General features: G+C 54.3%; 22 protein-coding genes. 11 read left to right on the top strand and 11 right to left on the bottom strand.

Annotation, left to right across the window (positions count from 1 at the left end):
• Positions 1–35: 35 nt before the first annotated feature.
• The 6 genes from BT114_RS15145 to BT114_RS04035 form a co-directional block, all read right to left on the bottom strand.
• Positions 36–929, bottom strand: coding sequence for a DUF4351 domain-containing protein (locus tag BT114_RS15145; protein WP_072325060.1), 894 nt, complete (start codon positions 927–929; stop codon positions 36–38).
• A 91-nt stretch (positions 930–1,020) separates the two neighbouring features.
• A complete protein-coding gene (locus BT114_RS15270) occupies positions 1,021–1,317 on the bottom strand; it encodes a type II toxin-antitoxin system RelE/ParE family toxin (RefSeq protein WP_281249018.1) in 297 nt (98 codons plus the stop codon).
• Complete coding sequence (locus tag BT114_RS14810; RefSeq protein WP_084661885.1) at positions 1,205–1,477, bottom strand: damage-inducible protein J; 273 nt, start codon at positions 1,475–1,477, stop codon at positions 1,205–1,207. Before BT114_RS14810 ends, BT114_RS15270 begins: the two co-directional genes overlap by 113 nt.
• Positions 1,478–1,750: 273 nt before the next feature.
• On the bottom strand, positions 1,751–2,746 hold the full coding sequence (locus BT114_RS04045; RefSeq protein ID WP_072325058.1) for a hypothetical protein: 996 nt from the start codon (positions 2,744–2,746) through the stop codon (positions 1,751–1,753).
• Between the two features lie 332 nt (positions 2,747–3,078).
• Positions 3,079–4,542, bottom strand: a complete 1,464-nt coding sequence (locus BT114_RS04040; RefSeq protein WP_072325057.1) for a CYTH domain-containing protein — start codon at positions 4,540–4,542, stop codon at positions 3,079–3,081.
• A 90-nt stretch (positions 4,543–4,632) separates the two neighbouring features.
• On the bottom strand, positions 4,633–5,628 hold the full coding sequence (locus BT114_RS04035; protein ID WP_072325056.1) for an Rpn family recombination-promoting nuclease/putative transposase: 996 nt from the start codon (positions 5,626–5,628) through the stop codon (positions 4,633–4,635).
• 157 nt (positions 5,629–5,785) lie between these two features.
• Here BT114_RS04035 and argA point away from each other — a divergent pair, with 157 nt between their 5' ends.
• From argA to BT114_RS03995, 8 genes are all read left to right on the top strand, one after another.
• The gene (argA, locus tag BT114_RS04030) at positions 5,786–7,102 is read left to right on the top strand and encodes an amino-acid N-acetyltransferase (protein ID WP_072325296.1); all 1,317 of its coding nucleotides are present in this window, start codon (positions 5,786–5,788) and stop codon (positions 7,100–7,102) included.
• A gap of 12 nt (positions 7,103–7,114) precedes the next feature.
• A complete protein-coding gene (locus tag BT114_RS04025) occupies positions 7,115–8,518 on the top strand; it encodes a sensor histidine kinase (protein ID WP_072325055.1) in 1,404 nt (467 codons plus the stop codon).
• 22 nt (positions 8,519–8,540) lie between these two features.
• Positions 8,541–8,834: a DUF2076 domain-containing protein gene (locus BT114_RS04020; protein WP_072325054.1), complete on the top strand. Its 294-nt coding sequence runs from the start codon at positions 8,541–8,543 to the stop codon at positions 8,832–8,834.
• Positions 8,835–8,836: 2 nt separating this feature from the next.
• Complete coding sequence (locus BT114_RS04015; protein ID WP_072325053.1) at positions 8,837–9,709, top strand: response regulator; 873 nt, start codon at positions 8,837–8,839, stop codon at positions 9,707–9,709.
• A 108-nt stretch (positions 9,710–9,817) separates the two neighbouring features.
• Complete coding sequence (ilvD, locus tag BT114_RS04010; protein WP_072325052.1) at positions 9,818–11,653, top strand: dihydroxy-acid dehydratase; 1,836 nt, start codon at positions 9,818–9,820, stop codon at positions 11,651–11,653.
• Entirely contained in the window at positions 11,628–12,326 is a 699-nt protein-coding gene (locus BT114_RS04005; RefSeq protein WP_072325051.1) for an MliC family protein, read from the top strand. Before ilvD ends, BT114_RS04005 begins: the two co-directional genes overlap by 26 nt.
• Positions 12,327–12,410: 84 nt before the next feature.
• Positions 12,411–12,827: a nucleoside diphosphate kinase regulator gene (gene rnk, locus BT114_RS04000; RefSeq protein ID WP_218163450.1), complete on the top strand. Its 417-nt coding sequence runs from the start codon at positions 12,411–12,413 to the stop codon at positions 12,825–12,827.
• 88 nt (positions 12,828–12,915) lie between these two features.
• Complete coding sequence (locus BT114_RS03995; RefSeq protein ID WP_072325050.1) at positions 12,916–13,485, top strand: outer membrane beta-barrel protein; 570 nt, start codon at positions 12,916–12,918, stop codon at positions 13,483–13,485.
• A 52-nt stretch (positions 13,486–13,537) separates the two neighbouring features.
• On the opposite strand, the gene BT114_RS03990 is transcribed toward BT114_RS03995, so the two are convergent.
• The gene (locus BT114_RS03990) at positions 13,538–14,107 is read right to left on the bottom strand and encodes a porin family protein (RefSeq protein WP_072325049.1); all 570 of its coding nucleotides are present in this window, start codon (positions 14,105–14,107) and stop codon (positions 13,538–13,540) included.
• 259 nt (positions 14,108–14,366) lie between these two features.
• On the opposite strand from BT114_RS03990, the gene BT114_RS03985 reads away from it, so the two are divergent.
• Positions 14,367–14,861, top strand: a complete 495-nt coding sequence (locus tag BT114_RS03985; RefSeq protein ID WP_143142760.1) for a hypothetical protein — start codon at positions 14,367–14,369, stop codon at positions 14,859–14,861.
• Positions 14,862–14,889: 28 nt separating this feature from the next.
• Here BT114_RS03985 and BT114_RS03980 read toward each other — a convergent pair whose 3' ends face one another.
• Both BT114_RS03980 and BT114_RS03975 read right to left on the bottom strand, forming a co-directional pair.
• On the bottom strand, positions 14,890–16,278 hold the full coding sequence (locus tag BT114_RS03980) for an ATP-binding protein (RefSeq protein ID WP_072325047.1): 1,389 nt from the start codon (positions 16,276–16,278) through the stop codon (positions 14,890–14,892).
• Positions 16,275–17,015: a response regulator gene (locus tag BT114_RS03975; protein ID WP_072325046.1), complete on the bottom strand. Its 741-nt coding sequence runs from the start codon at positions 17,013–17,015 to the stop codon at positions 16,275–16,277. The genes BT114_RS03980 and BT114_RS03975 overlap by 4 nt, the downstream gene beginning before the upstream one ends.
• Positions 17,016–17,220: 205 nt before the next feature.
• Here BT114_RS03975 and BT114_RS03970 point away from each other — a divergent pair, with 205 nt between their 5' ends.
• Complete coding sequence (locus BT114_RS03970) at positions 17,221–17,613, top strand: hypothetical protein (RefSeq protein WP_143142759.1); 393 nt, start codon at positions 17,221–17,223, stop codon at positions 17,611–17,613.
• Between the two features lie 3 nt (positions 17,614–17,616).
• Here BT114_RS03970 and BT114_RS03965 read toward each other — a convergent pair whose 3' ends face one another.
• A complete protein-coding gene (locus BT114_RS03965; RefSeq protein ID WP_072325044.1) occupies positions 17,617–18,546 on the bottom strand; it encodes a DHH family phosphoesterase in 930 nt (309 codons plus the stop codon).
• Between the two features lie 245 nt (positions 18,547–18,791).
• Here BT114_RS03965 and pepN point away from each other — a divergent pair, with 245 nt between their 5' ends.
• Positions 18,792–21,455: an aminopeptidase N gene (gene pepN / locus BT114_RS03960; RefSeq protein ID WP_072325043.1), complete on the top strand. Its 2,664-nt coding sequence runs from the start codon at positions 18,792–18,794 to the stop codon at positions 21,453–21,455.
• A 38-nt stretch (positions 21,456–21,493) separates the two neighbouring features.
• Here the strand turns inward: pepN and BT114_RS15265 are convergent, their stop codons facing one another.
• Entirely contained in the window at positions 21,494–22,192 is a 699-nt protein-coding gene (locus BT114_RS15265; RefSeq protein WP_084661877.1) for a methyl-accepting chemotaxis protein, read from the bottom strand.
• Positions 22,193–22,208: the final 16 nt, after the last annotated feature.

Raw genomic sequence — 22,208 nt, 5'->3', positions numbered from 1 at the left:
ACGCCCAGACCCAGGCAGCCGCAAGGCTGCCTTTTTTATTTCAACAAGGCTTCAATACTGGCAGCAGTAAGAATACCCTCTGCCCAGTGTTCCAGTTGTTCGGTGCTGGCAGTGCTGATGATGTCCTCAGCCCAATCAGGCAGCGTGCCGAATTTCAGCTGAATCTGTTTTTTCAGGATGCGGATTTCTCCTTGCTGCATTCCTTGCTGCATTCCTTCACTGCGAAGTCTTTCTGAGAGTCCGGCCATGGCGCGTTCCTCCTGTGGGTAGCGGCGCTGGTAGTCCAGTCGTTCTTGTGGGGTAAGATTGCTGTATATGTCGACAAAGTCAATGTATTTGAGTTGTTTTTCCATGTCGGGTTCCAGAGTGACCAACCCTTCCATGGCTTTGGCGTAAGTTTCAACCTTGTCAGTGTTTCGGTGATTCATGTTCGGCAGGTTGAGCCGCGCCACCAGGTTGCTGCTGTCCAGATAATCACTTGCAGGCAACCCGGCCAACTGGGTTTTGAGGATGTTAAATTGCAGGTAGATATGGCGCTCACTACCGAGTTGCAGTTGGTCAGCCAGGGACTGCTGGCCGTGAAGGATGATCACCACCGGCACCACACGCTCGGTGTTGCATAACTCGCTCAGGTGCAAAACATAATGCGCCATGCGGTGCAGGGAATAACGCCGTGGATCTGTTTCTTGTTCAATCACAAACAGCAGAGCTTCTCGACGCTGATCCGGCCATTCCACCAGCAGCGGAATATCCAGCTCAAAAAAGCGATCACCGAGGCGTTCCTTGAGTTGTTCCTGCCGGACAGGGGTGATACGCACATCGGACAGAATATCCTGGGCTTCTTGAGCAGCAAATAATTCAAGTGCCTGGCGGGGGTAATCAAGAATCAGGTTTTTGAAGTTCTGGTCATGGCTGGCGGTCTGTGTCATGGCATCCCGTCCTGTGGGTGATTACTGAATGGAAGCGACACTGAAAGCCTAACACAAGACCAGAAGTAGAACTGTATTTAATTACAGTTTTTTAAGCGGGAAACTGCTGCTTCTGGTGTAAAACACGCATGACCCGTATATCCAATTCATCCACCCAGTAAGAAACCAGCATTGACACATCCGGGATAATCAGCAACCGACCCGGAATACCCGGACGCTCAACACCCATTAAAGGGTGATCCTGCAGATTTTCGACCCGGGATTGAATGATGTGATTAGCGGTAGATTCGGGCCTTATGCTCAGCCATCCGCTGATTAGCTGCTTGATGTGAAATAAAGCTTGCCTGGTTGGATTCAAGTTTTGAAAAAGCGGCAGCAACCTGCTCACTGAGCCATGCATCGTGCAACATTTTCTTTTTTTGCTCCTCAGCCAACTGCTCAGTCAGCTCTCGGCAGGCATCACTCAGCGTACGCCCCTCGCTTGCTGCCATCATCTGCGCCAGATGCTTTGTTTCCTCATCCACACGAAACTGAATACGTGCCTCCACAAATACCTCCGCCTATGCTAACAAGTGTCATCACAGAGACCAGGATAAAACCCTTACTTTTACAAACGCACACCAGCGTTTGAATTTTGAGCCAACAGCACTTCCGTACCAGGCTTCAAGCCTGGACAGACTTACAGAAACCCTGAACGGCTTTAGCGATAGTCACTGCCTGATGCTTCCATAAGACAAAAAACCCCGGCCATTCCTGACCGGGGTTTTGTTTTTACTGCCTTTACGCTTTGCGAAAGTGTTCGGCTGGATTAAACCAGGAACTTAGAAAGCGTATTTGGCCTGCAGGCTGACACGCATGTCGCTGTCGCCCAGACCGTTGACAGCAACAGCCAAGTCGTCTGCACTGACCATGCGAACTTCACCACCCCATTCCCAGCCAGAGGCTGTTTTCAGGAAGGCGTTAACCCACACAGCGGTGGCATCGCTGTCATCAGCATCCATGATTTGCTGCTGAACAACCAGGTTGGTGCGCAGCTGGTCAGAAACTTTGAACTGGGCAGCAACAGATACCGCAGTGTTATCACCGTTGTAGTTGGTCAGGGCCGCTTTCAGAGACAGCTCATCAGAAATCTTCTGATTCAGACCAAAGGTCAGGTCCAACTGAGCCTCTGTTTTGGTGGTATCATCTTCATCTTCAACTTGCAACATCTGGGCACCTACAAAGACAGAGGTATCACCAAATGCACCCTTGAAGTTGGCAGTCAGGTCTGGAACTGCACGGTAAGTTGTCTCACCACGATCTTCGATGAATACACCAACACTCATACCATCACCAACAGCGATATTGCGGCCCAGCACTGCGTTACGGCCAGCGGGTGCGGAACCACTTGCACCTGCAGTACCAGCAGCATCAATGGTCTCAGCCAGACCAGTCAGGTTGGCAAAACCGTTCCAGGTGAAACCTGCAACCCAGCCATCCCACATGATGGCAGCGTGACGCAGACGGTAGCCGCTTGCAGTGGTAGCAGCACCAGCCCAGTCATTTTCGTACATGATGGTGACATTGCCAGCATCAGTCTTGGCAGTGTGGGTTACGTTCAGACGAGAAGTACCCAGGCTCATGCCGTAATCAACGTCGCTATCATGGTCAGCACCAGCATCGTCATAGATGGTCCAGTTGGCACTGGCAGCTACGAAACCGCCAATGTTCAGACGGTGCTGTTCGTTGTCAACGATGGTGGCAGCTTGGGAAGCAGAAGCGATTGCAAGGGCGAGCGGCAGGGCAACGGTGCCAGCGATTTTTGTACGCAGTTTCATAGCGATAGGTACCTTCTTTTAATTATCGATCGAAATCATTTCGTTCAGGTTCAGGTTTGCGGCTCCGGCTTTCCTTCACCGCTGTGACGCAGACTCGCATGCTTTTTCATGCCTTGTCAATGACCTGAAATAGCTGCGTGCGACCAAAGTATTACACCACTGTAACCTGCATGAAACCTTGATTTGAGTCACTTCCCATATTTTTTTCTGTTGTTTTTGGGATAATTCATGGAACCAACAGCCGCATTCCGGAAATATAACTGTGAACACAAGTTAAACAGCACATTCTTCTGCTGCGCCGCACATAAACCCCATGGATAACTCAGTCAATTTCATTGCGTCCACAAGGCCTGGGCCGTTCTGCCCAGTTGCAACAGCAGGTCTTGCTGCTGCCGCTTCAACTGTTGCTGCAAGCCTTGTGGTAAATCCTTGCGCTGCAACAAATGGCAGTAACCATTGAGGGTCTCAATGCCTTCCCGCAGGGTTTCTGCCCTTGCTGCATCCGTCTGGTTATCGGGCTGAACCTGCTGCAGAAGCAGCTGCAACCGAATCAGTGCCGGGTAACGCTGCAACCAGACCCCGGCATCCATCGGCTGACGCGGAAATCGCAGGTGCTCACAGGCTGCCTGCAAGAGTTTTTCCGGTGCATCTGCTGCGGCACAGGCTTGCAAGTGGTGGTTTTGCCACAGGCTTTCCACCAGTTGCAGGGCCACCTGACCGACCCAGGGTTGATGCCAGCAGTGGCGGTATTGCTGACGGCGTGCAGCATAAGCCAGTTGCTGATAACGCCAGTCTGCTGCCGTTCTGTCCGGCAAATGATCCAGGGGTAACTGCTGCAAGGCCCGGTCTTGCCAACAGCCTTCCACCAGCGGCTGAAAGGCTTGCAACAGGCGTTTCACACCCCTGCGCAAAGGCGTGAGTTTTGCAGCAGGACAAAGCCGCTGCTGCATCACCAACAGGGCATGCAGGCGCAACAGACAACGCTGGGCCTCCTGCAGCTCGGCTTCATCGGCATTAAAGGCCCAGCTTTCATGGCATTCAATCCAGGCATTCAACTGATGTTGTGCCAGTTGATTCAGCTCGGCAAAGGTAACGGCCACCCCAGCCTGTACCAGCTGTGGCATGGGGTATTTTCGTGACGGTTTCCGGTTGGTCGGCTGGCTGCTCAGTAATCGTAAACCCCGCGCCGCCTTGCTGGCCAGGCCGGGATGCAGCACCAGTTCGTTTGCCAACTGATGCGCCAGATCAAACAGGTGTTGTGGATCACCCGCCTTTAACTCCAGCTCCAACTCGCTGATGGAGTCTTTGGCTGCCTCTTTTGCATGACGCTGCGGCAGCGCCACTTCACCGAGGTCTGCCGCTACCTCAATTGCCCAGGGCTGGGATGACCCACCATCAGCTGGTTCATCCTTCCCCTTCAATAGCCAGGTACGGCGGGTGAAATGGGTGGTGAACAGGGGTTGCAGTTGATCTATCCATTCAGGTTTCAGAACCCCCTGCGGCAATAGCTCCGGTTGCAGCTGTGCATCAGCCACCGGCATTTCCCATTCACCTCGCTGACTTAAAGCGCCCAGCTTCTGGCCAGAGGTTTTTAAAGTCTGCAACCAGCCTTGCCCGGTAAAACGCAGTCGCAAAGCAATACGCGCCTGATTCAGCTGCAAATCCGGGGTGTCAAAATAGGTATTCTCCAGCCGCTTGCTGCCTTCAAATGTTGCTGACAGACGATTCATCAGCTGCTCCAGCCGCTGCTGGTCGGCCTCTTGTATCAGCAGTTTAAGTTCCGTTTCACTGGCCACGTCTTGTCTCCTGCTCAGAAATACTGCTGCACCAAAGAAAAACCCCACCTGAAACCAACAGGCGGGGTTTGAGTGAATCATGAGATAAGGTCAGTGAAGCTGCTGTGCCTTGATGGTCTGGACCTGCTGCAAGTCCAGCTCCAGCAGTTCCGCCACTTCAGCATCACTCAGGCCACGCTGCAGCAGTCTTGAAGCCATCTGGGTGCGGGCTGTTGCGATGCCTTTTTCGATGCCCTGCTCGATGCCCTTTTCGACGCCTTCAGCAATGCCTTCTGCCATGCCTTGCTCATAACCTTTCTGTTTCCACTCTTTGACCATTCTTTCCAGATTTTCTGCCAGCATATCCGGTGCCTCCATCAGGCTGGTTAATGGTTCAAGGTTAACCCTGACTTTGCGGTTGTGCAAATGCTGCTTGAACCAGCGCAACAAGAGCTTGTCCAGTCGCTGTTTGTCGGGGTGTTGTTGCAATACTGAGACCAGTCGCTGCACTGATTGTTGCAAAGCTTCCGGGCTGTGGGAGTTTTCAATGGTGAACAGACTGCTCAAAGGCGTATTGCGCTGCTCCAGCTCTTCCGTGGTATAACGACTCTCATCCACAAGGTAATAACGCAACTGCGGCTGATAGGATTTCAGATAAGCAGGCACCGGCTGCAGTAGTGTTTGCATTTCCTCTGCTGCATTCCATGGTCTGCTGCCATTGTAAAGCACGACAGGAAAAACCAGTGGCAAGCCTTCCTTCAAGCTGGCCCTTTTATGTTTTAACAGCTGATGATAAAAGGCTGCAACATAGTGCAGCATCCGCAAGGGCATGGTGCGGTCAATGCTGGATTGAAACTCCAGCAGGATGCACAGGTACAGCGTAGCAGGTGTTTGCTCTCCCACTTCCGGCTTGAATTGCACAGACCAGACCACGTCTTCGAATCTTTCATCCATCAGGGGTGTGATGTAGTTTCCCGGCAGATTTTCCAGTGTCGAAAAATCCAGCCTGCAACTGATTTCCGGCGGCGCAAACCCTTCCATCAACTGCTGTACAAACTCAGGGTAGCTGAACAGTTCTTTGTAAGCCTTATCATGGTAACGCGACATACCTGCCTCCTTGCATTGATCACCCTGAAAAGCCTAACAAGCCATCACTGCCTTGCCATGACTGAACGCAAGTGTCTGCCTGTTAATAGTCCTTTTTTGATGCGCTTGCTTTGGTTAAACTCACTGGTATCAACCACCGGTAAAAGTGAGCGATATCTTGCAGGATTCCAATGCGGAGCCTTTTGTAAACTGGTTTCGCCACACCTCGCCCTACATTAATGCCCATCGCGGCCGCACCTTTGTCATTCATCTGGATGGCGAAGCGTTACGCTGTGATGGTCTGCATGAGTTGATTGCCGATCTGGCATTGCTGAACTCGCTGGGTGTGCGACTGGTGATCACCTTTGGTGCCCGCCCGCAGATGCAGCAGGAGTTGCAGCGTCGCGGGCTGGACTGGCATGAACACCAGGGCCGCTTACTGGTGGATGCAGAGCGCCTGGAGGCACTGACCGCCTGCATTGGCACCTTGCGCATTGAGCTGGAAGCCCGGCTTTCAATGGGGCTGGCCAATTCACCGATGCATGGTGCCGGGCTGCGCGTGATGAGTGGCAATCTGATCACTGCCCGCCCGCTGGGTATCCGCGACGGCGTGGACATGCACTTTTCCGGTGAGGTGCGCCGCATTCAGGTGAAAAGCATTCAGGCACTGCTGGACCAGGGCAGCATGGTACTCTTGCCCCCGCTGGGTTACTCCGCCACCGGAGAAGCCTTTGATCTGGATGCTGAAGAAGTGGCTACCGCCGCTGCCATTCATCTGGGTGCGGAAAAACTGCTGTTGCTGGGTGATGAAGAGGGCCTGAAGGATGAAAGTGGCCGCCTGATTCGTGATCTGACACCCAGGGATGCCGAGCTGCTGCTGCCACAACTGCAGCAGCAACCCACCCTGCAACGTCATCTGCAAGCCGCCTGCCAGGCCTGCCGTCGCGGTGTGGCGCGCGCCCACCTGCTCAGCTATCGGCGCAATGGTGCACTGCTGCAGGACCTGTTCACCCGCGAGGGTGATGGCACCATGATCACCCAGCAGCGTTATGAAACCCTGCGGCAGGCACGCATTGAGGATGTTGCAGGGCTGCTGGCTTTATTACGCCCGCTGGAAGAAACCGGGGTGCTGGTACGCCGCTCCCGTGAACTGCTGGAAGCTGAAATCGAACGCTTCACGGTGATTGATCTGGACGGTGCCATCATTGGTTGTGCTGCCCTTTATCCCTACCCGGATCAGCGTCAGGCAGAACTGGCCTGTGTGGTGGTGGACCCTGATTATCGCCACGGTCAGCGCGGCGACCAATTGCTGGACAGCATCCAGAAGCAGGCGCAGGCGGCAGGCATTCATCAGTTATTTGTACTGACCACCCACACCGCCCACTGGTTTCTGGAGCGGGGGTTTGTGCCGGCCAGGGTGGAACACTTACCCGCAGCCCGTCAGGCACTCTACAACTGGCAGCGTAACTCGCGGGTTTTCTGTAAAAACATCTGAGGTTCCCAGTTCATGGCTCTGTTACGAACAGCCAACCTGACCCTGATGCAGTTGGTGCTGCTGGGTTTTGTGCTGGTGATCCTGCCGCTGGGTGTGCTGGTGTTTGAAACCTCCAGCACCTACCGCGAACTGTCCACCCAGGCCAGTCTGACGGCTCGCGAGGCTGTATCCTTCACCCGTCGCTCCCAGTCACTGGCAACCCTGGCACTGGACATGGAGCGCACCAGTCGCCAGTTTCAGGTGGTGGAAAACCCTGATCTGCTGGAACTGCTCAACAGTCAACAGCAGCGCTTCCAACAGCTGCTGGAGCAACCTTTTGTGCTGTTTCCACCACCGGCAGCCCAGCACAGCCTCGAAGAATTGCTGCTGACGGATGCCGGGCAAACCCTGCTCAGCCCCGAACGCCTGGAACAACTGACCCGCCTGACCATGGACATGACCGGCCAGACCCAGCGCATCGTGGATCAGCGCCTGAATGCCCTGCAGCAGGAAATGCACCGCTTGCAGAAAAAACTGGCCTGGCAGTTTTTATTACTGGCAGGCTTGTCACTGCTGCTGGTACTGTTTTTCACCTGGCGTCTGCTGCGTCCGATCGGTGAGCTACAACAACGCATCCGCTCACTGGCCACACCAGGCAAAACACGCCGACAACGCCAGATCACCAGCGGCCCTGCAGAGCTGGTGATGCTGAACCGGCAACTGAACTGGCTGGAGCAGCAGCTGAATGACATCGAACAGCAAAAACAACAATTCCTGCGCCATATCTCGCATGAATTAAAAACCCCCCTGGCCAGTATTCGCGAGGCGGGTGATCTGCTGCATGAAGAGCTGCTGGGCCAGTTGACACCCGCTCAGAAAGAAGTGACCGGCCTGTTGCAACAAAATAGTGAGCGCCTGCAACAACTCATCGAACAACTGCTGGATTACAACCTGCTGCAGGGAAAAAAACAGGCCACCTATACCGAAGTTCCCCTGCGGCCGCTGCTGAACAAACTGCTGGCCCCCTGGCAGCCGCTACTGGCTCAGCGCCAGCAGTCCGTGCAACTGCCGGATGCAGGGCTGATCTTGCAGGGTGATTCATCGCTGTTACGCACCTGCCTGGATAATCTGCTGTCCAATGCACTGCATTATGGTGCGCCTGACCAACCACTGCTCATCCGCGCCGGCCAGGACCATCAACAACAGTGGGTGGAAGTGGAGAATGCCGGCGGGCCTATCCCGAAGGATGAGCAGCAGCGCCTGTTTGAACCCTTTTTTCAGGGCAGCAGTCGCCGCAGCGGTCCGGTCAAGGGGTCTGGTCTGGGGCTTTCCATTGCAGCCGATTGCATGAAAGCACAAAACGGCACATTAAAACTCATCAGCAGCGAAAACAACCGCATCATCTTTCGGCTAGAATGGCCACTGGCAAGTCGCTGATCGACACCACCAGGAATTGACTGTGTCCAGATACCAACATTTTTTTATCCCGCTGATCCTGACTACACTGCTGGCAGGCTGTGCAGTGCTGCAACCGGAAGATCCTCAGGGTGAAGCAACCAGTAACCAGCCTCAAACGGCTGAGCGCATCCTGCATCTGGAGCAGGGCATGGAAACACTGGAAGCGGAACTGAGCCAGGCTGAACAACGCATTCGCCAACTGGAAACGGAAAAAGCGGATCTTGAAGCCAAGCTGGAAGCCCTGACTGCCATTGAACGCAGCCTGCACGAACGCATGCAACGTCAGAGTGACTGAAAATGAAACTGATACCGGAAATCCGACCCAGCGAACATCCCGCCCGCATCCTGCTGGTGGATGATGACCTGAGCCTGTTGAAGCTGTTGTCCCTGCGACTGGAAACCGCCGGTCATGAGGTGGTCACCGCCGAAAGTGGTGCTGAGGCACTGGAGCACCTGAAACACTATCTGCCCGACCTGGTGTTGTCTGACCTGCGCATGGATGGCATGGATGGCCTGACCCTGTTTGACGAAATACAGCAACTGCACCCCGGCTTGCCGGTGATCATTCTGACCGCTCACGGCACCATTCCCGATGCAGTGGAAGCCACCCGTCAGGGGGTTTCCGGCTTTCTCACCAAACCGGTCGACAAACAGCAGCTGTTTGCCTTGATAGAAGAACTGAAAGTCAGCCGCAGTGAAAAAACTGACGAAGGCAGCAATGCTGATCTGCTGGAGCGCAGTCCCCTGCTGGTACAGCTGATGGCACGCCAGTTACTGACCCAGGCCAGTGAAAAGCTGGATAGCAAGGTCACCGGATTTGCACCGGAAGCGCTGGAAGTGCTGGCCGCCACCCCCTGGCCGGGCAGTGTGCGTCAGTTGCAGGGGGTTATTGAACAGTGTGCAGAAATGAGTGATCAACCACTGATCTCCGCTGAACTGGTGCAAAGCATCCTGCAAAATGGTGAACAGGGCCTGCCACCGCTGAACGAAGCCCGTGCAGAATTTGAAAAGGCTTATCTCATTAAAGTGCTGCGACTGGCTGAAGGCAAGGTGACTGAAGCAGCCAAACTGGCCGGACGCAACCGCACCGACTTTTACAAACTGCTCAACAAACACGCGCTGGAACCTGCCCGCTTCAAGGAACAGGCCCGTAAAGAAAAAACAGCCTGATCCTGACAGCACAACCTTAAAGCAACCAACTGCAGGTAGGCAGTTGGCTGGCATCCACTGTAGAATGCCTCATTCAAGATTCCCGCAAGAATAATGATGAGGTCAGCCATGCCCACCTACCGTTCCCGCACCACCACTGCCGGTCGTAACATGGCCGGTGCCCGCGCCTTGTGGCGTGCCACCGGCATGAAGGATGAAGACTTTCAGAAGCCGATCATTGCCGTGGCCAACTCCTTCACCCAGTTTGTACCGGGGCATGTGCACCTGAAGGACATGGGGCAACTGGTGGCGCGTGAAATTGAAAAAGCCGGTGGTGTGGCCAAGGAATTCAACACCATTGCAGTGGATGACGGCATTGCCATGGGCCACGACGGCATGCTCTATTCCCTGCCCAGCCGTGACCTGATTGCCGACTCGGTGGAATACATGGTGAATGCCCACTGCGCCGATGCGCTGGTGTGCATTTCCAACTGTGACAAGATCACCCCCGGCATGCTGATGGCCGCCATGCGCCTGAACATTCCGGTGATTTTTGTTTCCGGTGGCCCGATGGAGGCCGGTAAAACCAAACTCAGTGAACACGGCCTGGACCTGGTGGATGCCATGGTGATTGCCGCTTCGGATGCGGATGACGAAACCGTGGCCGAATACGAACGCTCCGCCTGCCCGACCTGCGGTTCCTGCTCCGGCATGTTCACCGCCAACTCCATGAACTGTCTGACCGAAGCCCTGGGCCTGTCCCTGCCGGGCAACGGCACCACCCTGGCCACCCACTCGGATCGCCGCCGCCTGTTTGAAGAAGCCGGTCAGCGCATCGTCGGGCTGGCCCGCCGTTATTACGAGCAGGATGACGCCTCGGTATTGCCCCGCTCCATTGCCAATAAAGGTGCCTTCTACAACGCCATGGCACTGGACATTGCCATGGGCGGCTCCACCAATACCATTCTGCACCTGCTGGCACTGGCTCAGGAAGCCGAAGTCGACTTCACCCTGGCGGACATCGACCTGCTGTCGAAAAAAGTACCCCAGCTGTGCAAGGTGGCACCCAACACCCAGAAATACCACATTGAAGACGTACACCGTGCCGGTGGCATCTTTGGCCTGCTGGGTGAACTGGATCGTGCCGGTCTGCTGGATACCAGCCTGCCGACCGTGCACAGCAACACCCTGGCTGAAGCACTGGAAACCTGGGACATCCTGCGTAAACCCACGCCGGAAGTGCTGGAGTTCTATCGCGCCGGGCCAGCAGGTATCCCCACTCAGCATGCCTTCAGCCAGTCCACCCGCTGGAACACCCTGGATGGTGATCGCGAAAATGGTTGCATCCGCAATCTGGAACACGCTTTCTCCAAAGAAGGCGGTCTGGCAGTGCTTTATGGCAACCTCGCCGAAGATGGTTGTGTGGTGAAAACCGCCGGGGTTGATGATGAGCTGCTGGTATTCCGTGGCACAGCTCACGTCACTGAATCACAGGATGAAGCTGTAGCCAATGTATTGGAAGGCAAGGTCAAGGCCGGTGATGTGGTGATTGTGCGTTATGAAGGCCCGAAAGGTGGCCCCGGCATGCAGGAAATGCTTTACCCAACCAGTTACATCAAATCCAAGGGGCTGGGCAAGGTCTGCGCCCTGCTGACGGACGGGCGCTTTTCCGGTGGTACATCCGGCCTGTCCATCGGTCATGCTTCACCGGAAGCAGCTGCCGGTGGTGCCATTGGTCTGGTGCAGGATGGCGACTCCATCCTGATTGATATCCCCAACCGCACCATCAAGGTGGACATCAGTGATGAAGTGTTGGCCGCACGCCGTGCCGAGCAGGACAAAAAAGGCTGGAAGCCAGCCAAACCCCGTCCTCGCAAGGTGTCTGCAGCACTGAAAGCCTATGCACTGCTGGCCACCTCAGCAGACAAGGGTGCCGTGCGTGATCTCAGCAAGCTGGAAGGTTAAAGGCCTGGCTGCTGCCGTGTTGCTGCTGGGCCTTGCCGCCTGCAGCAGCAACCCGCAGGCGCAACAACCTGAAGCGGTGCAACAAGCCAGCTTGTGGCTGTGTGATGGCATGGATGTGATGCAGACTCGCAGTGCCGTAAACAAGCTTTGGCTGCAACTGCCGGGCAGTGAAGACTGGCTGGAACTGCCCCAGGCACGTGCGGCCTCTGGCGCCCTGTACAGCAATGGCCAGGGCAGCAGCTTCTGGAATCGGGACGAGCGTGCCCGTGTCACCACCCCGGAAAGGGAGTGGCTGAACTGCCAGTTGCAGGCCACGGGGGAAGTTGGCAGCCTTGAATTGCCCTTTATTCCCGGCAGCAACACCTCTCCGGAAGCTGTCACACTACGCGCCAGTGGCCACAACCCCGGCTGGACGCTGATCATCCGCCAGAATGGCACTGGTGAGCTGCTGCACAACTTCGGCACTCGACGCACCAGCCTGAAAAAAGCCGAACAAGTGCATCAGGATCTGATCCGTCGCCAGTACAGGATCCAGGATGAACAGGGCCAGACCGCTGAATACACTGTGGAAAACATCCTCTGTGTGGAGGTCGGAACCGGTGAACCCTTTCCGCATCGAGTCACCCTTGAATATCAGGGGCATCAATACCGGGGTTGCGGTCAGAGTTTTTAAAGGCTAATCTAACCCGAAATGAGATATTCCCAACACCCCCGCAACCCTGGTTGCGGGGGTGTGTGTTTTTAAGAGGTTCAAACCATGATTGCCAAATTACACCTGCTGATGAACGAACTGGACCATGCACGCCTGGAGCGCCTGCTGGAAAAGCCTGAATACGCCCGCATGCCCGTGGCAGAAGCTCTGATTGAACGCCTGGAAAATGCTGATGTGGTGGAGCCTGAAGCCATTCCGGCAGACCTGGTCAGCATGCACAGTCGGGTGCGTTTTCGCGACCTGAAGGCTGACCTGCAACTGGAAAAGGAGCTGGTTTATCCCCACAACCTTGACCCGAAAGCCACTGACCAGTTATCCGTACTGGCCCCGCTGGGCGCAGCGCTGTTGGGTGCCCGTGTGGGCCAGGAAGTTCACTGGCAACTGCCCAATGGCAAGGATGCAGCGCTGGTGGTTGAAGAAATCCTGCACCAACCGGAAGCAGCTGGTGAGCTATTCCGCTGATACAACAAGAAACCAACATAAAGCTGATTGTTTCATCAACCATTGCTCACCTAAAATACAAAATCCAAAACACAAGGAGATTTTTTTCATGAAGAAATATGCTATCGCACTGGCTTTTGCCGCCCTTCCCTTTGCTACAACCGCCCAGGCCCTGAACTACAACTATGTAGAAGGTGGTCTGGTGATGTACTCCGACATTGATGGTGAGGATCTAACAGGTTTTGGTGTTCGTGCTTCTTATGAATTGGAGCAGGTGGACCCCAAAGCCTTTGTTTATGGTGGTTACACTCTGATGTCAGATAATATAGACGTCACCCAGTTACACTTCGGAGCCGGTTATCGCTTTGAGATCAACAACCAGACCGAAGCCTGGGCTGGTGCTGGCTTTGATTCCACCAAAGTCAAAGTGAAAATTTCCGGCCTCGGTACTTTCAGTGACAGTGATACTGCCCTGGCACTGCGCGGTGGTGTGCGTCATCAACTGACTGAAGACACCGAACTGGCAGCAACCATGCGCATTGTCACCGGCGATTATGATTACACAGGTTTTGCCTTTACTGTGCGTCAGCGCCTGAATGAGCAGCTGTCCTTGCTGGGTGAAATCGACTCGTTTGACGGTGATATCGGCTTTATTGCCGGTGTGCATTACGGTTTCTGATCTGAAACCAATAAAAAAGGCCGGAATTTCCGGCCTTTTTTATCTATAATGATTAAAAGCTCATACCGGCATAAAGTGCAAAGCTTCCAACATCATAAGAAACCGAACTACCAAGATCCATAGATACATAGTTATAATCAAGACCAAGATGGAAGTCACGCGTCACGCGATACTCAAAACCAAACCCCAGATAAAGATCTGTGCCGGATTTACTGAAGGAGGAGTTGCCAAAATACTCATCTTCTTCTAAGTATTTAAAATCCCACATTGCAAAGCCAATTCGGCCTACCAGACCAAACTGCTCGCTCATGGGGTAAACCCCTTTCACACCCAGGTTGATTGAAGTAGCTTCAGCGCTTTCATCAATACGATCACCCGCATCATAATAGGTATCTGTAACCTTACCGTAATCGGTATAACCCAGTTCAACTGCAAAACGATCGTTGGCATGAAAGGCGAGTCTCAACCCCATGGATGTATCACTACCTAACTTATGAGAGAAGCTGGCATAACTTATTTGATGCGTTGCACTGCCTGCCAATACCTCAATAGCGGTCCGACTCTCTGCTGCAGCCATCATTGGCACCAAGGAAAGACCCACAACCATAACTGCTTTTTTCATTCTCAAGTCCTTTTAACTTTCGGAGGGAATCAAATGATGCTTGATATCACTCCTGCTTTCTGTTATTTAATTTTTTACAAATGTAAATTTACTGAAACACTTGATCGGAATCAAGTTTTCCAGCTGGCTGCCCATTCAGATGACCAATACGCGAACCAACGATCACAGCAACAAAAGATGCTTAAACATCAGCCCTGGGCTATTTTTTGCACTGCTGATATTCAGCCACCTCATACCTCAAAACCTATCCGCTCAGATTGTGAGTTACACCCAGGTTGAAACAGCGCTGGTGTATTACCCGGATGTAGATCAACTGGATTTAACCGGGTACCTGGTGCGCGGTTCATTGCAACTCGACATGCTGGATCCCAGCCTGTTTCTCTACGGTGGTCACCAACAGCTGGAAGATGATCAACGGGTAAAATGGCAGTATCTGGGACTGGGATACCATGCTCCAGTCGATATGATGACCGAGGTCTGGATTGGTGTCGGTTATGACCGTTATGATTCAGAGCTGACAAGCTGGATTGATGAGCGCAGCCTGCCAACTTTTCGGGTTGGCATCCGTGATCAGTACACACCCCAGGCCGAGTTTTATGCAACCTTTCGCTACATGCATACGGATGAGGCCATTAAAGGTTACTCCCTTGGCACTCGGCTTTCCGGTGAGAGCCATCGTTTGGCGCTGTTACTGGAGGTGGACTATTTTGCCGGGCAAGCGGGTGTGCTGCTGGGGTTAAGTGCCAGTCTCTGATTTCAGACCCGGATTTCAGACCCGGATTTCAGACCCTGCCACTGGCGGGCAACAAAACCTTCACCCGCAACCCCGGCTGAGCTGTGGTGCGTGACTCCAGCAGTAAACACCCACCCTCCTGCAGCAGCAAATCTCTGGCAATGGCTAATCCCAAACCAGTGCCGCCAGTATGGCGTGAGCGGGATTCTTCCATACGATAAAAAGGCTCAAAAACCTTTTCCCGCTCAGCTTCAGGGATACCCGGCCCTTCATCCTCAATGCAGATACAGGGAACGCCCTGATCAAGCTGCAGGCTGACTTCCGCTTTATTACCATACTTCAGGGCATTATCGATCAGGTTCTGAAGGGCACGACGTAAAGCCTGGCTGCGCCCGTGAAACACACAGCGCGACAAACCGCTGTAATGCACTGGCTGACCCTGATCTTCATAGTCATCACACAGGCTCTGCACCAGTGCGGCCAGATCAAAATCACGGGCGACCTCGCCCTTGCTACCCCGCACAAAATCCAAAGTGGTTTCTGCCAGTGACTGCATTTCCTGCAGGCTGTCGAGCAACCGCTGACGATCTTCACTGTCTGGCAGTAACTCAACCCGCAGGCGCATGTGGGTCAGTGGAGTGCGCAGGTCATGTGACAAGGCCGCCAGCACTCTGGCCCGCTCTTCCAGTTGTTTACCAACCTGCTGCTGCATGCGGTTGAAGGCATGAATCACCTGCTGCAGATCATCCGGGCCACTGGGTTGCAAGGGGCTCGGTCTTCCCTCACCAAAACTGACAGCAGCTGCGGTTAATGCCCTTAAAGGTCGCACCAGCTGACGTACCAACAAGGTCACCGCCAGCGCCACCAGCAAACCGGTGACCAGCAGACTTAGCCAGATGCGACCAGCCCAGGGCGGGTTGGCGTCCGGTGTCACCACTTGCAGGTTCAACCATTGACCATCCCGCAGCTGCAAACTGGCTTCCAGTCGCGGCTGGCACTGCTGCCATAAGCGCCGACGATCTTCACGATCAGGGCGGGTTTGCTCCAGTTCCTTGCATTCCGGGCGACTGGAGGGCAGCAACCTGAAAACAGCAGGGGGGGCAGGGTCTGGAAAGGCATCCAGCAAGCGCCGTTGGAAACGTCCAGTGAGTTGCCCCTCACTGCCTGGCTGCAGCAACGGTTGAGCACTCAGGCGATAATGCTGACCCGGTGAGGACATGGCCCGTAACAGTTGCTGGCGATTGGATTCCGGTAATTCGTTAACCAGCTCCCAGGTGGTAACCAGGCGATGGGTGACTAATCGCAGATTAGCCTCATCCAACCGTTCACGGCGTTCATCCGCCAGAATCCAGAAACTGATCAGCTGTCCTGCCAATAGCGCCAGCAACACCGCCAGGATCAATTGACCGGCCAGGCCTTTTGGCAGCAGCAGCCTCATGACTGACTCACCACACCCGTCTGGCTGACATCAGCATTAAGCTGGTAACCACCACCCCAGACGGTCTTGATCAACGCCGGGTTGCGGGTATCAGCCTCAATCTTGCGCCGCAGGCGACTGACCTGATTGTCGATGGCACGGTCAAAAGGCTGAGCTTCACGGCCGGCGGTCAGATCCAGCAACTGATCACGGCTTAATACCCGGCGCGGATGCCGGAGGAATACCAGTAACAGGCGAAACTCGGCAGTGGACAAGGCCACCTCCACACCATCTGAAGTAAAAAGTGAACGACGATCAGTATCCAGCACCCAGTCTGCAAAGTGGTATTTCAACCCTTCACGCTGCTCACTTTCACCCGGCAGCTGACGGGTCCGTCGCAGCACCGCCTTCACACGCGCCAGCAATTCACGCGGGTTAAAGGGTTTGGTAAGGTAATCATCAGCACCCATCTCCAGGCCAACAATCCGGTCGGTATCTTCACCGAGGGCAGTCAGCAGTATCACTGGCAGTGAGGCATGGTGTTCCCGCAGAAAACGACACAGGGACAAGCCATCTTCACCGGGCATCATGATATCCAGCACCACCAGGTCCGGGCTGGTGGTTTTCATCAGGCGGCGCAGCTCTTCACCGGAAGCCGCCAGGGTCACACGCATGCCCTGCTCACGCAGATAACGAGCCAACAGCTCACGAATGTCGCGGTGGTCATCCACCACCAGCAGATGCGGACTGGATTCCATAACTTGCTCCTTGATGCAATGACACCATTATACGAGCCACAACCAGAACAGGCGTCGCAAAGTGTATCAAACCCCATGAATGGGACACTTTGTGACAATTTTTTCGCTTGCCAGCACACTTGTGAGACATCCGGCGGGTGTAATGGGCCCATGCTTTCGATAAGCGAAAGTAGCTTTTCCAGAATACCTTAAGGGGAGATACACCATGAACCGAATGACACTGAGTGCACTTGCTCTGGCCCTGGCTCTGCCTTTAACTGCTTTGCCACTGACAGCTTTGGCTGAGACCCGGGCTGAAGCTGCCGGAAAAACCTGTGAACGGGGCGAAAAAAGACAGGGTTGGCAGGAACGCCGTGCTGCCCGCCAACAAGAACAGTCACCCCTGAACTTGCAGGAAATCGAAGTAATGGCACAGGCTCGTGCCCTGATGATGCTGGGCAGCGGTGCCACTGCAACCGTAACGCCCCTGAATGAAGGGGGCTATCAGGTGGAGATGAAAAATGCTGCCGGTGAAACGGTGCGGACCCACCAGATCAGTGAGTCCGGACGCCCGGAACCCCGCCGTCAACGTCCGGCAGGGTCCACACCGGCTTCATGAGGATCAGCCGTCAGCGTTGATCTTCTGAACAATCGCCTGCAATGCGGCTTCTGCCTGGTCGTTGTCCACCTGGCAGGTGCCCGCATTCAGGTGGCCACCGCCGCCGTACTGCAGGCAGAGTTCACCAACATTGGTGTTGGAGCTGCGATTGAGGATGGATTTGCCGATGGCAAACACGGTGTTCTGCTGCTTCAGGCCCCACATCACATGGATTGAAATATTGGTGTTGGGATAGAGTGCATACAAGGTAAAGCGGTTGGTGGCGTAAATGGTTTCTTCGTTACGAAGATCCAGCACCACCAGATTACCATGAACTTTTGCACACTTCTGAATCTGCTGACGCGCCTTGCTGTCATGCTCAAAATAAAGATCGGTGCGTTCTTTTACATCCGGCAGTTTCAGAATGTCATCAATGGAGTGATTGCGACAGTAATCAATCAACTGCATCATCAACTGGTAGTTGGAAATACGGAAATCGCGGAAACGACCCAGACCGGTACGGGCATCCATGATGAAGTTCAACAACACCCAGCCTTCCGGATTCAGCACTTCGTCTTCATTGAACTGAGCCGAGTCACCCTTGTCCACCGCTTCCATCATGTCATCCCAGCGCTGCGGAAAGGCATCATAACCACCATAATGCTGCCAGACCACGCGTGCAGCAGAAGGAGCTTCCGGGTCAATGATGTGATTGTCGGCGCGATTTTCATTGCGCAGGGTTTCACTCAGGTGGTGGTCAAAAGCCAGATAACAACCGGGAACATAAGGCAGGTTGGTGGTGATATCGCGTGGCCCGATCTCGATCTTGCCATCCTGCATATCCTTGGGGTGCACAAACTGGATGTCATCAATCAGATCCAGGTGTTTCAACAGAGCGGCACACACCAGACCGTCGAAGTCACTGCGCGTCACCAGACGATATTTTTCCGACATAAATTCACTCCCGGTAATAATCCTGAATCGGTCTAGAAGACTCTGATTAACGTGATGAGCGCAGACCAGGTCAGGCGAAATTGACTGAAAAAGCGGAGTTTACATAAAGTAAATGAGCATTTTGAGGTCGATTTCAACGCCACATGGTCAAGCGGAATAGTTAACCAGAGGTTTCTTAAGTTACACTGAGTAAACATACCACTCTTGTTGCCAATTCAAAAGTTAAGATCAGGGGTTTTTACACCATGAATCAGGCCATCAGCTCACCTTCCCTTCAGGCACCCAAAGCCATTCACCTGAAAGACTACTTACCACCGGCTTTTCTGGTGCAGCAGGTGGATCTGTGTTTTCGTCTGGATGATCATCACACCCGCGTGATCAGCCGCCTGCAATTGCAACGTAACCCGGCGCGCAAGGAACATGATCTGCCGCTGGTGCTGCAAGGCCAGCAACTGCAACTGATTGAGCTGAAGCTGGATGGTCGCACCCTGAGCAGCAGTGATTATGAACTGACCGATGAACAACTCACCCTGACCGGTGTACCGGATTCCCTGGTGCTGGAATCCGAGGTTGAAATTGATCCACTGAGCAATACCGCACTGGAAGGCCTCTACCAGTCCAGCGGCAACTTCTGCACCCAGTGTGAAGCGGAAGGGTTTCGGCGCATCACCTTTTATCCCGATCGCCCGGATGTACTGGCCCGTTTCACCACCCGCATTGAAGCTGATCAGTCACGCTTCCCTGTGCTGCTGTCCAACGGCAACCCGATTGAGCGCGGCGAACTGCCCGATGGGCATCATTTTGTGACCTGGGAGGACCCCTTCCCCAAACCCGCCTATCTGTTTGCACTGGTGGCTGGTCAGTTGCACCCGGTGAAAGACACCTACACCACCCTCAGTGGCCGCCAGGTGGCGCTGGAAGTCTGGGTGGAAAAGGAAAATCTGCACAAGTGTGACCATGCCCTGCGCTCATTAAAAGCTGCCATGCAGTGGGATGAGCAGACCTATGGACGTGAATATGACCTGGACATCTACATGATTGTCGCGGTCAATGACTTCAACATGGGCGCAATGGAAAACAAGGGACTGAACATCTTCAACTCCTCCTGTGTACTGGCCGATCACCGCAGTGAAACCGACATGGCTTTTCACCGGGTAGAAAGTGTGGTCGCCCATGAGTATTTTCATAACTGGTCGGGCAATCGGGTCACCTGCCGCGACTGGTTCCAGTTATCCCTGAAAGAAGGTTTCACCGTGTTTCGTGATCAGCAGTTCAGTGCTGATCAACATTCCCCGGCAGTGGAGCGCATCCAGCAGGTGGCGATGCTGCGCACCGCCCAGTTTGCCGAGGATGCAGGCCCCACAGCTCACCCGGTACGCCCCGAGAGTTACATTGAAATCAATAACTTCTACACCCTGACGGTTTATGAAAAGGGTGCTGAGGTGGTTCGTATGCTCAGTGAGCTGGTCGGGCGCGACACCTTCCGCAAAGGCAGCGACCTGTATTTTGAGCGTTTTGATGGCCAGGCCGTGACGGTGGAAGACTTTGTGGCCTGCATGGCTGAAGTGTCCGGGCTGGACCTGAGCCAGTTCATGCGTTGGTACAGCCAGGCGGGCACCCCGCAATTGACTGCTGAAAGCCATTACAACCCCACGGCCCGCACCTTCACCCTGACCCTGCGCCAACACACACCGGCTACACCAGGCCAGGATCTCAAGGAACCGCTGCTGATTCCAGTCAAGTTGGGGCTGGTGGGGCCTTCCGGGCAAGACCTGCCGATGGAAGTGAATGGTGAGCTGTGGGGGCAGGAACGGGTGGTTCACCTGAAAGAGCAGGAACAAACCTGGACCTTCCACAATCTGGATGCAGAACCGGTCCCTTCGCTGCTGCGTGGTTTCTCGGCACCGGTGCGACTGCTGCTGGATCGTAGTCCGGAGCAACTGGCTTTCCTGATGACCGCTGACTCTGATGGTTTTAATCGCTGGGATGCCGGACAACAACTGGCCCTGCTGGCCATTCGTGAGCTGATCAACCAGCAACAGTGCGGTGCAGCCATGATGCTGAACCCAGCACTGATTCAGGCTTACCGCCAATTACTGGATGCTCAGGTGACTGATCCGGCCATTCTGGCCGAGATGCTGCAACTGCCTTCTGAAGCCTACATTGCAGAACAGTATGATCAGGTGGATGTGGATGCCATCCATCTGGCCAGGGACTATGCCCGCAAAACCCTGGCCACGGCACTTTATCCAGCCTTTCTGAAACTTTATCAGCAGTTTGCCAAAAACCAGGCCTGGTCCGCAGAAGCTGCGGCAGTGGCTGGACGCCGACTGAAAAACACCTGTCTGGGCTGGTTGGTGGCCACTGAATCAGAAGAAGCGCTGCAACTGGCTCAGCGACAGTTTGAGCAGGCCGACAACATGACCGACCAGCTGGCCGCCCTGATTTGCCTGGCTCACGCGGAAGATACCACCAGTGGCGATCCGGCACTCAAAGCCTTTGCCCTGCAATGGGCTCATGATCCACTGGTGATGGACAGCTGGTTCAGTGCTCAGGTCACGCGCCCTCATCCGGATGCACTGGAACGGGTGAAACTACTGATGGCTCACCCGGCCTTTTCACTGAAAAACCCCAACAAGGTACGCGCCTTGATTGGTGCTTTTGTGAACCAGAACCGCCACAACTTCCATCGTCGTGATGGCAGCGGTTATGCCCTGCTGGCCGATACAGTGATTGAACTCAACCGCATCAACCCACAGATTGCTGCACGTCTGGTGATTCCACTGACCCGTTTCCGGCGCATGGATGATTACCGCAAGGGTTTGATGAAGAATGAGCTGGAGCGTATCCGGGCAGAGAAACTCAGCCCGGACCTGTTTGAAGTGATTGAAAAGTCACTGGCCCAGTAACAACCTACGGGTAATGAGCCAGTGGATAACCTTGTCGGTTATTCGCTGGCTTCTGACAGCTTGGCTTCCAGTTCACCCATCAGTTGGGTGATGGACTGGGCTGATTTGCCGGTTTCATCAGCCAGTTCCTTGACCTGATCCGCCACCACTGCAAAACCACGTCCGGCTTCACCGGCACGCGCCGCTTCGATGCTGGCATTCAGGCTGAGCATTTTCAGGGTTTTCAGAACCTGCAGGATTTTCTGGGTCTGACTGATGATCTGGTTACTGGTGCCACCCACACTTTCCATCTTCTGGCGGCGAATGCTTTCCTGAGCCTTGCGATCACCGATATCAGCAATGATGCCTTCCAGATAGGCCAGCTCGCCGGATGCTTCATATACCGGACCACCATGCTCGTTGACCCACTGGATGCTGCCATCAGCCCGCTTGATGCGGTAGTCAACATTCCAGTTGCCCTTGCTCTTGATGGCCTGCTCCACGGCAGCATCCACGGCAGCAGTATCATCCTGATGGATCAAAGACATATAGGACAAACGCTGGTTGCCCAGCAGATCCTTTTCAGAGTAGCCGGTTACCTTTTTCACAGCACCGGCAATATTTACCATGGTGTAACTCTTGTCACTGCGGCAACGATAGAGAAAGCCGTTCATCCGATTGGCAATACTTTCATAGATACGGGCAGTGTCATCAGAGGCAAGCTGATCCGTGTCCTGCAGATATTCTTCTGAACTCATGGTAAAAAACCTATCC

Source organism: Marinospirillum alkaliphilum DSM 21637 (assembly GCF_900119735.1).
Taxonomy (GTDB): domain Bacteria; phylum Pseudomonadota; class Gammaproteobacteria; order Pseudomonadales; family Halomonadaceae; genus Marinospirillum; species Marinospirillum alkaliphilum.
The sequence above is the reverse complement of the archived record's forward strand: the minus strand, read 5'-3'. Positions and strand labels throughout refer to the sequence as shown.

Bases quoted from the DNA above. Each gene is read 5' to 3' on its own strand.
- BT114_RS15145 (WP_072325060.1), bottom strand. From the start codon at position 929: ATGACACAGACCGCCAGCCATGACCAGAACTTCAAAAACCTGATTCTT.
- BT114_RS04045 (WP_072325058.1), bottom strand. From the start codon at position 2,746: ATGAAACTGCGTACAAAAATCGCTGGCACCGTTGCCCTGCCGCTCGCC.
- BT114_RS04035 (WP_072325056.1), bottom strand. From the start codon at position 5,628: ATGTCGCGTTACCATGATAAGGCTTACAAAGAACTGTTCAGCTACCCT.
- BT114_RS04025 (WP_072325055.1), top strand. From the start codon at position 7,115: ATGGCTCTGTTACGAACAGCCAACCTGACCCTGATGCAGTTGGTGCTG.
- BT114_RS04015 (WP_072325053.1), top strand. From the start codon at position 8,837: ATGAAACTGATACCGGAAATCCGACCCAGCGAACATCCCGCCCGCATC.
- ilvD (WP_072325052.1), top strand. From the start codon at position 9,818: ATGCCCACCTACCGTTCCCGCACCACCACTGCCGGTCGTAACATGGCC.
- rnk (WP_218163450.1), top strand. From the start codon at position 12,411: ATGATTGCCAAATTACACCTGCTGATGAACGAACTGGACCATGCACGC.
- BT114_RS03995 (WP_072325050.1), top strand. From the start codon at position 12,916: ATGAAGAAATATGCTATCGCACTGGCTTTTGCCGCCCTTCCCTTTGCT.
- BT114_RS03990 (WP_072325049.1), bottom strand. From the start codon at position 14,107: ATGAAAAAAGCAGTTATGGTTGTGGGTCTTTCCTTGGTGCCAATGATG.
- BT114_RS03980 (WP_072325047.1), bottom strand. From the start codon at position 16,278: ATGAGGCTGCTGCTGCCAAAAGGCCTGGCCGGTCAATTGATCCTGGCG.
- BT114_RS03975 (WP_072325046.1), bottom strand. From the start codon at position 17,015: ATGGAATCCAGTCCGCATCTGCTGGTGGTGGATGACCACCGCGACATT.
- BT114_RS03970 (WP_143142759.1), top strand. From the start codon at position 17,221: ATGAACCGAATGACACTGAGTGCACTTGCTCTGGCCCTGGCTCTGCCT.
- BT114_RS03965 (WP_072325044.1), bottom strand. From the start codon at position 18,546: ATGTCGGAAAAATATCGTCTGGTGACGCGCAGTGACTTCGACGGTCTG.
- pepN (WP_072325043.1), top strand. From the start codon at position 18,792: ATGAATCAGGCCATCAGCTCACCTTCCCTTCAGGCACCCAAAGCCATT.
- BT114_RS15265 (WP_084661877.1), bottom strand. From the start codon at position 22,192: ATGAGTTCAGAAGAATATCTGCAGGACACGGATCAGCTTGCCTCTGAT.